At 70.2% G+C, this 13,671-nt stretch carries 10 protein-coding genes; 8 read left to right on the top strand and 2 right to left on the bottom strand.

Translation table 11 applies throughout. The features are described 5' to 3' along the window. The first annotated feature begins 9 nt into the window (after positions 1-9). From Sri02f_RS01225 to ileS, 7 genes are all read left to right on the top strand, one after another. Positions 10-1,098 (top strand): SIS domain-containing protein, encoded by a 1,089-nt coding sequence (locus tag Sri02f_RS01225; protein ID WP_108999176.1) that lies wholly within the window; start codon positions 10-12, stop codon positions 1,096-1,098. 55 nt (positions 1,099-1,153) lie between these two features. Next, positions 1,154-1,864 (top strand): cupin domain-containing protein, encoded by a 711-nt coding sequence (locus tag Sri02f_RS01220; RefSeq protein ID WP_108999175.1) that lies wholly within the window; start codon positions 1,154-1,156, stop codon positions 1,862-1,864. 190 nt (positions 1,865-2,054) lie between these two features. Further along, a complete protein-coding gene (locus Sri02f_RS01215; RefSeq protein WP_108999174.1) occupies positions 2,055-3,419 on the top strand; it encodes an aldehyde dehydrogenase family protein in 1,365 nt (454 codons plus the stop codon). Between the two features lie 57 nt (positions 3,420-3,476). Then, on the top strand, positions 3,477-3,830 hold the full coding sequence (locus Sri02f_RS01210; RefSeq protein WP_108999173.1) for a phosphopantetheine-binding protein: 354 nt from the start codon (positions 3,477-3,479) through the stop codon (positions 3,828-3,830). Continuing rightward, positions 3,817-4,764, top strand: a complete 948-nt coding sequence (locus Sri02f_RS01205) for an LLM class flavin-dependent oxidoreductase (protein WP_108999172.1) — start codon at positions 3,817-3,819, stop codon at positions 4,762-4,764. The genes Sri02f_RS01210 and Sri02f_RS01205 overlap by 14 nt, the downstream gene beginning before the upstream one ends. 134 nt (positions 4,765-4,898) lie before the next feature. Beyond that, positions 4,899-6,122 carry an MFS transporter gene (locus Sri02f_RS01200; RefSeq protein ID WP_159106636.1) on the top strand — a complete coding sequence of 408 codons (1,224 nt, stop codon included), beginning with the start codon at positions 4,899-4,901 and terminating at the stop codon, positions 6,120-6,122. A gap of 233 nt (positions 6,123-6,355) precedes the next feature. Then, positions 6,356-9,484 (top strand): isoleucine--tRNA ligase, encoded by a 3,129-nt coding sequence (gene ileS, locus Sri02f_RS01195; protein ID WP_108999170.1) that lies wholly within the window; start codon positions 6,356-6,358, stop codon positions 9,482-9,484. 356 nt (positions 9,485-9,840) lie between these two features. Here the strand turns inward: ileS and Sri02f_RS01190 are convergent, their stop codons facing one another. Further along, complete coding sequence (locus Sri02f_RS01190) at positions 9,841-11,475, bottom strand: serine hydrolase domain-containing protein (protein ID WP_218029821.1); 1,635 nt, start codon at positions 11,473-11,475, stop codon at positions 9,841-9,843. Then, positions 11,468-13,336, bottom strand: coding sequence for an alpha/beta fold hydrolase (locus Sri02f_RS01185; RefSeq protein WP_108999169.1), 1,869 nt, complete (start codon positions 13,334-13,336; stop codon positions 11,468-11,470). Before Sri02f_RS01185 ends, Sri02f_RS01190 begins: the two co-directional genes overlap by 8 nt. 156 nt (positions 13,337-13,492) lie before the next feature. Between Sri02f_RS01185 and Sri02f_RS01180 the strand changes: the two genes are divergently transcribed. Continuing rightward, complete coding sequence (locus Sri02f_RS01180; protein ID WP_373865056.1) at positions 13,493-13,669, top strand: hypothetical protein; 177 nt, start codon at positions 13,493-13,495, stop codon at positions 13,667-13,669. Positions 13,670-13,671 lie beyond the last annotated feature (2 nt).

The raw sequence follows: 13,671 nt of genomic DNA, 5'->3' as shown, positions 1-13,671 counted from the left end.
CAGCCCACGATGCGACCGGAAGTGATGCTGCGTCAGGTGTCGCGTCTGGCCGACGACCTGCGGGCCCACACCGGTTCCTTCGACGAACAGGTGCGGGCGCTGCCGGGCACCGTAGGCCTGGCGGACATCGAGTCCGTGGTCGTCGTCGGCGACGGCGACAGCGACCACGCCGCCAGGGCGGTCGAGATGGCGTTCCGGTCCGTCGCCGGTGTGGACTGCCGGCCGGTGAGCGCGCTGCCCTTCACCCACTACCGGCAGCCGTCCGCCCTCCCCCCGCCCGCCCGCGTGCTCACCATCGCGGTCTCCGCCTCGGGCCGCACCCCGCTCGTCATCCGCGCGGCGGAACAGACACGAGCGGCCGGAGGCGTGACCGTCGCCCTCACCGGAGGAGCACGGAGCCCGCTCGCCCGGACCGCGGACGCCACCGTCCTGCTCGCGCTGCCCGACCAGGAACCGTCTCCGGGCGTCCGCACCTACCAGGCGAGTCTCCTGGGAGCCCTGCTGCTCGCGACAGCGCTGGGGCAGGCACGCGGACATCTGGACCGTACGGACGCCGACGCCGTGCGGGGCGAACTCGGCGCGCTGGCCGACGCGGTCGAAGCCACCGTGGACGACCTCGTCGTGCGGACCCGGCGGATCGCCGACCGCATCGCCGACGCGCCGGCGCTGGCCGTGCTCGGCAGCGGACCGTCCCACGGCACCGCCCTGTACAGCGCGGCCAAAGTGATCGAGACCTCCGCCGTCCTCGCCATCGGCCAGGACCTGGAGGAATGGTGCCACGTCGAACGGTTCGCCGGCCCTGCCGACCTGCCGACCTTCGTCCTCGCCCCGCCAGGCCGGTGCTCCGACCACGCCCGCGGCGTCGCGCGGCGCGCCACCGAGCTGGGACGGCGGGTCGTCACCGTCGCTCCTGTGGACCGCCTCGACGGTTCCGGGACCTGGGCCGCACTCCCTGTCCACGGGCAGGTGCGCGAGGAGTTCTCCCCGCTGCTCTACCACCTGTTCGCCGCCCCCCTCGCCTGCCACCTCGCCCAGCTCCTGGACCGGATCCCGTTCGCCGCCGGCCGGCCGGACACGACCCGCGGCACCGCTTTCTGACCTCCCTCCCCGAGCCCTTACCGAATACCCCCACGAGCACGAAGGAAGAAGAACCATGACCGAGACAACACACGCCCTGCCCGTCGACGAGACCCTCGAAGTCCTGAGCCGGGAGCTGCACAGCCTCGATCCGGCCGAACGCGAGGCCAAGGCGGTGCAGCTGCTGTCGGTCCTCGGCCGCGCGAAGGCCACGGAGACCGCCGCCCTGCGGCCGCGCGAAGAGCCCGGCGACACCCGCAGGGCGCCCCTGCTGATCTGCGACTGGGCCACCGATCTCGGCCTGGACGGTACGACCCAGCAGCTCGGCATCAACCTCGCCCCCGGCCCCACCCGGGTGTCGAAGACCGCCGACGCCACGGGGCACTCGCTGCTCTCCAGCGGCCACGTCGGCGCCGACATCCTGCACGTGCCCGCCGGCAGCGGCTTCGCCCCGCACACCCACCCAGGGGACCACCTGCTGTTCGTCCTGGCGGGCACCGGCACCATCTCCGTCGCCGGAGAGATCGTGCCGACGCGTCCCGGACAGGTCTACATGGTGGAAGGCGCCGTCACCCACGCGGTGGGTGCGGTGACCGATCACATGATCCTCTCCGTGGGCGCCCCGCACCGTCACCTGGACAGCCCCGAACGGCAGGAACTCACCGCCTACAGCGCGCTTCTGGGCGATCTCGGCCAGATCACCTGCCGTCTCTGCGACATCCAGGGCTCCAGTGGCGAGGAGCTCACGGCGAAGGGCTGCCCGCACTCCCCGCACCGGTTCGGGTGACCGCCACGTCCCGCTGACGGCCGGCCGGCAACACCACCGGGAGCCGTGGCACCCGACCGGCACCGTCGGGTGCCACGGCCCCGCCGGCCCCGCACACCCCTCGTGACGACCTCCCACGACTCAAGCTGCGCAGCGCGACAGTCGCCTGCCGTTTTCCTCCCGACCGCAACGACCAGAATCAGGGCCAACGATGTCGCAGAACGCACTCACCCAGCACCTGACCGACCCGCGCACCGGCCAGGAGCGGTTGTCTGTAACCGTCGGCCGCGCGGCCGACACCCGCGCGGCCGTGGCCGCCGCCCGCGGCGCCCAGCCCACCTGGGCCCGCCTCACCCCGCGGGAGCGGGCACGACGCCTCCTGAGGTTCGCCGACCTCATCGAGGAGCAATCCGCCTCGTACGTCCTGGCCGAGCAGGCCGGTACGGGGAAACCCACCGCCGAAGCACAGGGCGAGGTCGAGAACTGCGCCGACCTGCTCCGGTTCTACGCCGGCGCCCAGCGCGCCGACACCGCACCCGCGGCCGGCCGGCGCATCAGCGACCGGGAGAGCTGGGTGCGGTGGGAACCCATCGGCGTCGTCGCGGCGATCGTGCCCTGGAACTACCCGCTCATGATGGCCGCCTGGCGCATCGCCCCGGCACTGGCCGCCGGCAACACCGTCGTCCTCAAACCCGCCCTGACCACTCCGGACACCGCTCTGCTGCTCGCCCGGGACGCGGCCAGGACCCTCGGCCCCGACGTGCTGGTGACCGTGCCGGGTGACCGCGACACCGGGCGGCTGCTGGTCGCCGAGGACGTCGACGCGGTGGCCTTCACCGGCAGCGAGGCGGGCGGTCAGGACGTCGTCACCCGGGCGGCACTGCGCCGGGTCAGTCTGGAACTGGGCGGCAACTGCCCCGTCCTGGTCCTCCCGGACGCGCCCGCGGACACCTACGAGGCGCTGGTGCGGGCCGTCACGTACAACGCCGGTCAGAGCTGTGCCGCCCCGGCGCGGGTGATCACGCTGCGGGAGAACTACGACCGCGTCGTCGACGGCCTGGCCAAGGCGATGGGCGACCGCCGTGCCGGAGTGGACTTCGGACCGCTCAACAACGCCGACCAGGCGGCACGTCACGACCGCATCATCGCCAGCAGCGGGGCGGGCGTCGAGCACGTCGCCGGCATCGCGCCGCCGCCGGGCCAGGAGAACGGCTACTGGCGGCCCGGCCGCGTCCTCGCGGATCTGGCGCCCGACGACCCGGCCGTGCTGGAGGAGGTGTTCGGCCCCGTGCTGACGGTCCAGGCGGCGGACGACGTGGAGGAGGCGGTGGCACTGGCCAACTCCGTACGGCAGGCACTCGCCGCGAGCGTCTGGGGATCCGACACGGCCACCGTGCTGACCGTGGCCGACGGGCTGAACGCCGGCGAGGTCTGGGTCAACTGCCACCTGGACCAGAGTCCCGAACTGCCCCACGGCGGCCGGGGCAGCTCGGGGCACGGCACGGACATGAGCGTCCTCGCCCTCACCGAGTACCAGCGCCCCAAGACCGTCACCGTGCGTCTCGACACGCACTGACCGACCGACGGCACGCCGCCTCTCGCGGCGCCCGCGCCGACGAAGGAGAAGAGGAACATGAGCACTGCGCCGGCCGGCCGAACCGGTGACACCCTGAGCGCGACCGTACGTGATCTCGTCGCCCGGCAGCTGCCCGGCGCCGCCGGCGACGGGCTGAGTCCGGACCTCCCGCTGCGCGATGCCGGGCTCGACTCGCTGCGCACGGTCGCGACGCTGGTGGCGATCGAGGACGAGTTCGGGCTCCAGCTCCCGGACGAGCTGATCACCCCTGAGACCTTTCACAGCCTGCGGACCCTGACCGCCGCTCTCGCGTCGGTGACGGACACGGAGCCGGTGGCGGGCACGAAGTCGGTGACAGGCACGGAAGAGGGCACGGCACACGGTGCGGGGGCAGCCGATGCCGCCGCCTGAGCCGGCACTGAGGTTCGGCGTCCACTCCGGGCAGCAGTACGAGAGCTACGGCGAGATACTGGCGTTGTGGCGCCGCGCCGAGGAACTCGGCTACGACTGGTGCTCGGTCTTCGACCACCTGCGCCCGCCCATGGGCGGACCGGACGGACCGTGTTTCGAGGGCACCACCCTGCTCTCCGCGCTCGCCGCGCACACCACTCGGATCCGCAGCGCGCTGATGGTCGCGCCGGTGGCGTGGCGTCATCCGGCGATGTTGGCCGCGCTCGCCGCGACCATCGACCACGTCAGCGGCGGACGGGTGGAACTGGGCATCGGGGTCGGCGGCGCGGATCTGGCGCACGAGCAGTATGGCTTCGGGCTGCCTCCCCGCACCGAGCGACTGGACATGCTGGAGGAGACCGCCGCCGTCCTGCGGGGCCTGTGGTCGGGCGAGCGGTTCTCCTACACCGGCAAACACGTCCGGATCACGGACGGCTACCTCCGGCCCGCGCCGGTGCAGTCCCGGCTGCCGCTGGTCGTCGGCGGTGCCGGCGACCCCGTGCTGCGCGTGGCCGCACGGCACGGCGACGTGTGGAACAGCCTGCTCGCGGACCCGGTCCCGTACCGCGAGCGCATGGACCGACTGGACCGGGAGTGCGAACGGGCCGGGCGTGACCCGGCGGAGGTCCGCCGTTCGATGACCTTCCGTGCCCTGCTCGTCGACGACCCGGCGGACCTGCCCGGCAAACTCGACCGTCTGCGCGCCGTCTTTCCGCCCGACTCACCCGTCTGGCCGGAGTACCTCGTCTTCGGCACCCCGCAGCAGTGTGTCGAAGCGCTGCTGCCCTACCGTGAACTGGGTGTCACCGACTTCGTGCTGGGTGTGCGGCCCCCTGTGGACTGGGACAGTGTCACGCTCTTCGCCGAGTCGGTCGTCCCGCACCTGCGGCCATGAAGCTGGAGGAAGACCGCGTCGGGTCGCGGTTGATCGCTGAACCGGCCCTTTGTACCCGACCGGTTACTGCTATGCCTTCTCGGCATGCGCACCGATTCCTGGGCAGTTCCGCCACCTGCTCTACGGTGCCCCGTGTGCTGAAACAAATGATCCCCGAACCGGGACCGGGGCGCGTACTGGCCCTGGCGACAATGCTGTTGACGATGGGTCAGGGCGCGTTCATGACGTGCTCGGCCCTGTACTTCACCACGGTCGCGGGGCTGTCGGTCACCGAGTGGGGAACCGGCCTGACCATCGCCGCGGGAGTCGGTCTGTTCGCCGGAGTGCCCCTGGGACACCTGGCGGACCGCAAGGGAGCACGCGGTACGACCGCTCTCCTTCTCGCCCTCAACGGCGTTGCCGCCGCAGGCTACCTCCTGGTGGACTCCTTCACGCAGTTCGTTCTGGTCGCCAGCGCTTTCATCGTCATGGAACGGGGGAGCAGGTCAGCCCTCCAGGCGGCCGTGGCAGGGACGTTGGACGGTGACGAACTCGTGGCCACGCGGGCGTATCTGCGGTCCATCACGAACGCGGGAGTGGCCGTCGGCGCCGCACTCGCCAGTGTGTCCTTGCACTCGGGGTCCGCGCCGGCCCTGCGCGCCGTGGTGGTGCTGGACGCCTTGTCCTTCCTGGCGTCGGCGATGGTGCTGACCGCGCTGCCTCCCGTGCCGCCGACGCCTCCGGCCGGCGGCGGGCACAGACTCTCGGTGCTGAGAGACCGCCCCTTCGCGGTGGTGACCGCGCTCAGCGCGGTGCTGTCCGTCCACGCGGTGTTGCTGGAAGTGGTGCTCCCTTTGTGGATCGCACGTCATACGAGTGCGCCGCGCTGGATGGTGACCGTCCTGTTCCTGATCAACACCGCGTGCGTGGTGGTGTTCCAGGTGCGCATCGCCAAAGGCGTACCGGACGTGCCTCGCGCGGTGCGCGTCGTGAAACTGGCCGGATGGGCACTGGCTGCCTCGTGCCTCCTCTTCGCTGCGTCCTCCGCGCACGCCGTGCAGCTCTCGGTGATGTTCCTCGTGGGGGCCGCAGCGCTGCACGTCTATGGGGAGATGGTCTTCTCCGCCGCGGCGTGGACGATCGGCTTCAGCCTCGCCCCGCCTCATCGCCAGGGTCAGTACCAGGGATTCTTCTTCACCGGCTATGCACTGGCCGTCATGGTCGCGCCCGCCCTCCTGACCACCACCGTGATCGAGGGCGGTGTGATCGGCTGGCTGGTGCCGGCGGTCCTCTTCGCCGCGGCCGGCCTGGCCCTCGGGCCGGTGACCGCATGGGCCGCACGCAACCGTCCCGCAGACCTCCTGACCGTCCGCGGCTGACGCGTCCGGAGCGCAGGAGCGGGCACGGTCCCGCACGCCCCGAAGCGGTCACCACCGACCCGATCCACGAGCCGTGGTCGGACAAGGCGGCTGGGCGGTAACCGCAAGGCAATCGTCGGCTCGTGCAACGCCGTGGCGGGAGGGCCCCAAGCAATTACCAGGCACAAGCCGGGTGCTGCATAGAGTCCGGGACAGTCCGTGATGTTGACTGATATCTGCGAGGTTGACGACTGATGTCCTTTCCGATGGATGGAGCCGACGGCATACCTGCCAGGCCTCACTTCCCCGACATCGAGGCCGAAGTTCTCCGGTACTGGGAAGAGAACGGCATCTTCCACGAGGTGATGCAGTCGCGGGCGGACTCGGGCGAGGAGTTCGTCTTCTACGACGGGCCGCCGTTCGCCAACGGCCTGCCGCATTACGGACACCTGCTCGCCGGTTACGCCAAGGATGTCGTTCCCCGCTACCGCACCATGCGGGGGCAGCATGTCAAGCGGCGTTTCGGCTGGACCTCCCATGGCCTGCCCGCAGAACTCGACGCGGAGAAGAAACTCGGCATCACCACGAAGTCGGACATCGAAAGCATCGGCGTCGCCGAGTTCAACGAGGTGTGCCGCACGACAGTGATGCGGTACACGCAGGAATGGCGGAACTACGTCAACCGTCAGGCCCGATGGGTGGATTTCGACGACGCGGTGAAGACCCATGACGTGAACTACATGGAGAGCGTCCTTTGGGCGTTCAAGTCGTTGTGGGAGAAGGGGCTGATCTACCAGGGACATGCGGTGTCCTGGTACTGCACTCACTGTGAGACACCTCTGGCGCACACGGAAAGCACCGGCCGTCTGGACGGCACCGACACACACCGGAAGGTGCCGGGCACGTTGGCGCTGGTGAGCGTGCCGCTCAGCGACGGCGCCGTTCTGCTGCTGGAAACCGAGACACCGTGGGCGCTGCCCGCAGCGACTGCGGTAGCGGTACATCCGGACGCGGAATACGTGGTCGTCGCCGGCGCACCGGACATCCCCGGACTGGCCGGACGGCGTGTGGTGCTCGCGGCCGACCGGCTGGCCGCCTACGCGGACCTGACGGAGGCCCCCGTTGTCTCCACCCGCCGGGGCGCCGACCTGGCCGGCCTTGCCTACGCACCGCTGTTCGACGGTGTCGACGCCGCAGCACGAGGGACACGGCACGTCGTGCTGGCCGAACGGCATGTGCCGTGCGACACGGGCACCGGGGTCGTGGCCGTCACTCCTTGTTTCAACGAGCAGGACCATGCCGTCGCCGAGGCCGCGGGGATCGCCCGGCTGTACCCGGTCGACGCCCGCGGACGGTACACCGAAGAGGCGCCGGTGTGCGCGGGAACACCGGTCCTCGAGTCGACCGGTGCCGTTCTCGAGGTGCTGAGGGAGAGCGGCAGGCTGCTGCGCGAGGACTCACACGAGCTGCCGAGGCCGCACTGCTGGCGATGCGAGACCCCGCTGCTGGAGCATGCGATCCCGTCGTGGTTCGTCGCCGTGACACGTCTGCGTGAGCGGATGCTGGAGCTCAACGAGGACATCGCCTGGACCCCCGAGCACATACGTGACGGTCAGTTCGGCAACTGGCTTCGCAACGCGAAGGACTGGAACGTCTCACGCAACCGCTACTGGGGCGCCCCGATACCGGTCTGGATGTCCGACGACCCTGCCTTCCCCCGGATCGACGTGTACGGCTCACTCGACGAACTGGAACGGGACTTCGGTATCCGGCCGGACGACCTGCACCGCCCTCACATCGACGCGCTGACTCGCCCCAACCCCGACGATCCGTCCGGGCGGTCGCGGATGCGACGGGTGCCCGAAGTGCTGGACTGCTGGTTCGAAACCGGCTCCATGCCGTTCGCTCAATTGCACTACCCCTTTGAGAACGTCGACTGGTTCGACCAGAACTCTCCGGGCGACTTCGTGGTGGAGTACTACGCCCAGACCCGGGGCTGGTTCTACAACATGCACGTGCTCTCGACGGCACTGTTCGACCGTCCGGCGTTCACGCACGCCACCGTGCTGGGCGTCGTACTCGGCCTCGACGGGCAGGCGATGTCGAAAGCCAGCGGCAACTACCTGGACGTGAACGACGTCTTCGCCCGTGAGGGCTCGGACGCCATGCGGTGGTTCCTCATGAGTTCGCCCCTGTTGCGTGGCCGTGACCTCGAGATAAGCGATGACGGCAGCCGGGAGGCGCTGCGCAACGTGCTCCTGCCGCTGTGGAACGCCTGGCACTTCCTGGACCTGCACACGGCCGGTGTCGCGGAGCCGGGCGACACGCGAGCGTCGCACTTCCTCGACCGTTATCTGCTGGCACGCACGCGATCCCTGGTGAGCGCCGTGACCGAGGCCATGGACACCCACAACCTCTCGGATGCCTGCTCACTGCTGCGGGAACACCTGGACGCGCTGACCAACTGGTACATCCGGTGCTCCCGGACACGGTTCGCCCACGGTGACAAGGGGGCCGTCGGCACGCTGCGCCACGTCCTGGAGGTGCTGTGCCGGCTCCTGGCGCCGTTGCTGCCGCTGGTCACCGAGTACGTGTGGTGTGCCCTGACCGGTGGACGGTCGGTGCATCTGACCGACTGGCCGACACCCGACGAGCTCCCCGACGCCCCCGAGCTGGTGGCGAGGATCGACCGATTGCGGCAGATCACTTCTGCTGCCCTCAGCCATCGCCGGAGCAACGGCATACGGCTGCGTCAACCGCTGGCCCGCCTGGTGGTGGCCACTCCCGACGCACCGGACCTTTCACCTTTCGTGAGCGTGTTGCGTGACCAGGTCAATGTCAAGGACGTGGTCTTCACCACGGACGTCGCCGAACACGGGCAGATCCGCGTCACCGTGAACGCGCGCGCGGCCGGTCCCCGGCTCGGACGTGAAGTCCAGGAAGTGATCAAAGCGGCGAGCCGCGGGGAGTGGACCCGCACCGAGCGCGGAGAGATGGTGATCGCGGGCAAGCGGCTGGAACCGGGCGAGTACGAGGAACGGTTCGTGGCCGACGGCTCCGGTGCCGTCGCGCTGCCCGAGAATTCCGGCCTCATCGTGCTGGACACGCGCCTGGACGACGAACTGCTGGCCGAAGGGGCGGTCCGCGATGCAGCGCGTGTGGTGCAGCAAGCCCGCCAGGCGGCTGACCTGCTGGTCGGTGAGCGCATCGTCCTGACGATCGACGCCTCGGAGAAGCTGACGCCACGGCTGCGCCGGCATCTCGCACTACTGGCCGAGGAGACGCTGGCCGAAGAGGTGGTGTTCGGCGCCGTCGCGGAGGGTGGTTTCGTCGGTTCCGTGGGGGACGGCTCCACGGTCCGGGTCCAGGTATCCAGGACCTGACAGGCGATCAGGACATGTCGGTGCGACCGGACCCGCGCCGGCTGACGGCGAGGGCGGACGCCGCCCACGCAGCACGGCAGCAACGACCTCAGGAGCTGGTCAGAGGTGGTATACCGGTAGGGGGTACCTGTGCCCTCAGTCCTCGAACGCGGCCGTCCACTACTCCTCACCGGCCCCGTGATCGACTACCAGCACGCGGCGGTCCTGCGCGAGATGCGCATCGCGCACCTCCTGGCATGCCCGTCGTTCGCGCTCCCTCGTCCGTCCTGGGTTGCGGCCGCCATGCTCGCCTGCTCCGACGCGGCGGCACGCCCCCCGACGTCCCTGGAGGTCCCCCGGAGCCTCGTCCGCGCGTGTCACTGTGCCTGGTGGCGGTGCAGCCGTCCGTGGTTGCGCCACCACGCTACTTTCCCGTCGGGGCCGCGCACGAAGTCGGATCGGGTGCCGACCGGTCTGCCGTCGGGGGTGAGGTCCAGCGCGAAGTCCTTTCGGTAGAAGGCGACTCCGACCTCGCTGGTCTGGTCCTGGACCGCGTCCTCTTCGTCGGAGGGGACTCCGGCCTTGCCGGCCGGGCCCTGGACCGTTTGGGTACCGTGCAGCCGTCCGTCGTGCCGGGTCAGTTCGATGACGGCGTCCTCCACGGCGCCCTCGTCGTTGATCCGCTGGGCGATGTAACGGCCCTCGTGGGGTGCCAGCTCCTGACCGCTCATGGCGGTGGGCCTGGCCGGCAGGTTGGTCACCCCGGCGAACCGGCTGAGGGCCCAGTCGTCGGTGAACAGCTCGTCCCGGAGCCGCGTCCCGCCTTCCGAGTTGGTCAGCAAGGTCAGTGCGAAGCCTCGGCCGGGAACCATCAGGAAGCCCGAGATCTGACCGGGCCAGCTCCCGCCGTGCTGCACGATCCTTGGTCCCTGTGCGGTCGGACGCAGCATCCAGGTGACTCCCATGCCGTCGAGTTCCACCACCAGCGTGCCGCCGGGGCCGGGTCGGGAGCGCATCTGTTCCAGCGATGCCCTGCTCAGCAACCGTGTGCCGTCGGGAGCCGTACCGCCCCCGAGGTGGAAGCGGGCCCAGCTCAGCTGGTCGCGCACGCTCGAGATCAGGCCGCCGGTCGGCGCGAGGCTACGTGGTTGGGGCCAGAAGGACGGATCCAGCACGGCCTTTCCGTCGACGACGTCGTGTGACGCCGCGACGTTGAAGCCCACGATGTCATCACTGGAGAAGCGGGTGTGGTCGAGGCCGAGCGGATCGATGACCAGTTCGCGCACCGCCGCCTCGTAGGCCGTGCCGGTCACCACCTCGATGATCCGGCCGGCCACGCACAGCGCCGCGTTGTTGTAAGCGAACATCTCGCCGGGGGCGGTGAGTTGCGGCAATCTGGCCATGGACGCCACGAAGCGGGCCAGCGCGTCGTCGCCGGGGCCGAAGTCCTGGTAGTCGTCGCCCAGCCACCCGGCGCTGTGGTTGAGCAGCTGCCTCACGGTGACCTGCGCCGACGCGTACGGGTCGGCGACCGCGAATGCGGTGAGGTAGCGGCGCACCGGGGCATCCAGCTCGACGTCGCCCCGCTCGACCAGCCGCATCATCGTCGTGCCGGTGAAGGTCTTGGTGGTCGAGCCGATCCGGAAGACGGTGTCTCCGTCGACCGGGACGGGATGGTCGACGTTGGTGACCCCGTACCCCTTGACGTACTCCTGGCCGTCCAGGAGCACGCCCACCGCCGCTCCGGGGATCGAGTAGGCCCACATGGCCTCCTCGATCTTGGAGTCCAGGGCGCTGAACGGTGAGTGCCCCGTGTCGCCGGTGCCACCGTCGTGGACAGTGGATCTCGGGGCGGCGGCCGCCGTCGCTGCCGTCCCCAGCGAGACGCTCGCGCAGCCCACCGCTGCCGCAGCACTCAGAAGGCCGCGGCGAGACCACCGCGCGAGGCCGGGAGGTCCGGACGGCGTGGAGCGCACGGTGTCGGAGCCGGCCGGCAGCAGATCGTCATTCACGGGTTCCGGCTCCCTCGCCGTCGGTGACGAACGGCGCCGGCTTCACGGAGCTCACGCACCGGGTGTCCGGGCTCTCGGGGTCGTCGAAGAAGGAGGTGATCACCTTTGCCCCGCACGGCGTGTCGAACGTCCCGTGGGCGACACCGGCCAGGGTGACCACCGTGGAGCGGGAAAGCGTCCGGGCCACGTAGAGCCCCCACTGAGCCCCCGTCTGGGCGTCGAAACTTCCGGAGATGGCAAGGGTGGGGATGCTGCTCCGAGTGACGGCGCGAACGGAGTCGGGTGCCTTCGGGACGTCCCAGGCCCGGCATGCCTGACGGAGGAACGGCAGCTGCGGCGCCTGGGCCAGGACCGAGCGGGGGAGTTCGGGGAAGGCTCGCCGCCCCTTGGCGAGTTGTTCGGCGGGGGTCTCGAACGGAACCCATTCGCTGCACCACACGCTCAGCGAGAACCCGTGGGCGAACATCCCCTGCGAGCCGGGGAGCCAGGCGGCCGCCCACTGCTCGGCGATGCGCTCGGGGCGGCCGTGGGCCAACTCGTCCACGCCCACCGGGAAGGTGTCGGGGGCGTGACTGGCGCGAACCAGCCAGTTCAGCAGCGCCCCGCCGTCGAGGACCACCTTCACCGTCCCGACCTGCGGCACCGTCACGTGTGTGGTGACCGGATGAGCCTCCAGTTGACGCACCATGCGCAGGAAGGTGGCACCGATGTCCGGGTGGCGCTGCCGGCACGCGCGCTGGGTCGCGCAGGCTCTCACGATGTTGTCGAACGACTCCCTCATGCTGCTCCACGTCCAGCCGGGCGTCGCCACGGACGGCGGTACGACGCCGTCGACGGTCACGGAACGGACCCCTTCGGGGAACATGCGCATATAGGTCAGCGCCAGCTGCGTCCCGTAGGAGTGCGACAGGACGTTCCACTGGCGGATTCCCAGGGCCCTGCGCAGGTCCGCCACGTCGGCGGCGTTCTCGCTGGTGTCGTAGGCGGCCGGATCGACTCCCTGGGCTGTCAGGCGCTCGCGGCACCGGGCCGCCGCCTGAACGTATCGGTCTCCGGTGGAGGGCGCGTCGTAGAGGAGGCTGACGCGCTCCCCGTAGAACCGGTCGATCTCGGGACAGGTCAGCGGCCGCTGGGACGAGTACGTTCCGCGCTGGGACAGGACGACCAGATCACGGTCGCGGTTCAGCCCGGCCTCGGTGAGTTCCGATATGTTCCCGAGGGCGTCCGCGCCGGGCCCGCCGGTGAAGAACACGATCGGATCGGGGCGCGGCCTCGGTGATGCCGAGCGGACGAGCGCAACGGCCAGGCGAAGGGTCCGCGCAGAGGGATGAGCCCGGTTCTCCGGTACGACGAGGAAGCCGCAGCGGGTGTCCTTCAGCTCTCCGTAAGTGGTGGGGCAGGGGGCGGGCTCGAAGCGCGACGACGGCTGCGTCCGTGCCGCCGGTGTCTGAGGCAGGGCGAGCACGGTGCCCGGAAAGATCCAGTGGCCCCGGTCACTGGAGGCGAACCCGTGCCGACGGGCCTCGTCCTCGATGCTCTGCTGATTGAGGGAGTAGACGCTGTCCCATCGCAGTGCGTTGCCGAGGGCTTGCCGGGCGATGTCTGACAACGTGTCCCCGGAGGCGACGGTGTGCGTGCCGGCCGTCGAGCGTGCAGGCAGCGACTCACCGGCCGTCCGTCCTGGCGACAGGCCGGACTGTGGGCGGCTGATGAACGAGGGGCGGCCCGCCCTCGCCGGGGCCTTGTGGCGGGTGGCGGCCACGCCGGACATGCCGTGGGCCGCCGGAGGCGCGCTCAGCACCGTCAGGCCGGCCAGGAACATGGCGGCTGCGGCAGCCGTGCCGCGGTTGCGTATGGGCATGTCGTCCTTCCGTATCGGTGCCGATGACAGCCCACCGGCGCCCACCGAACTCGTCACCGTCCGGCTGGGGATCCTCAGACGCCATGCTGCGAAGACCACCCGCGCCCCGCACTCCGGCAGACCCAATGGGGTCACACACGCGCCCACCGGCAGCGCATGGAAGCTTTCGACGGCGCTGCGGAGATCGCTGAGGCCCGTGACCTGGCCAGATCGTTCCTGACAGATGTCCAGGCGGTGCACGGGCTTCCGGTGTCGGCCCGCGCGATGGCCATGGAGGCGCTGTCGATGATCACCAGACTGGCAGATATATATCGTCGCTCGATATATGCTTGATC

This window comes from Streptomyces rishiriensis, assembly GCF_003112535.1.
GTDB classification, from domain to species: Bacteria; Actinomycetota; Actinomycetes; order Streptomycetales; family Streptomycetaceae; genus Streptomyces; species Streptomyces rishiriensis.
This window is presented reverse-complemented; position numbering and strand designations above follow the sequence as displayed.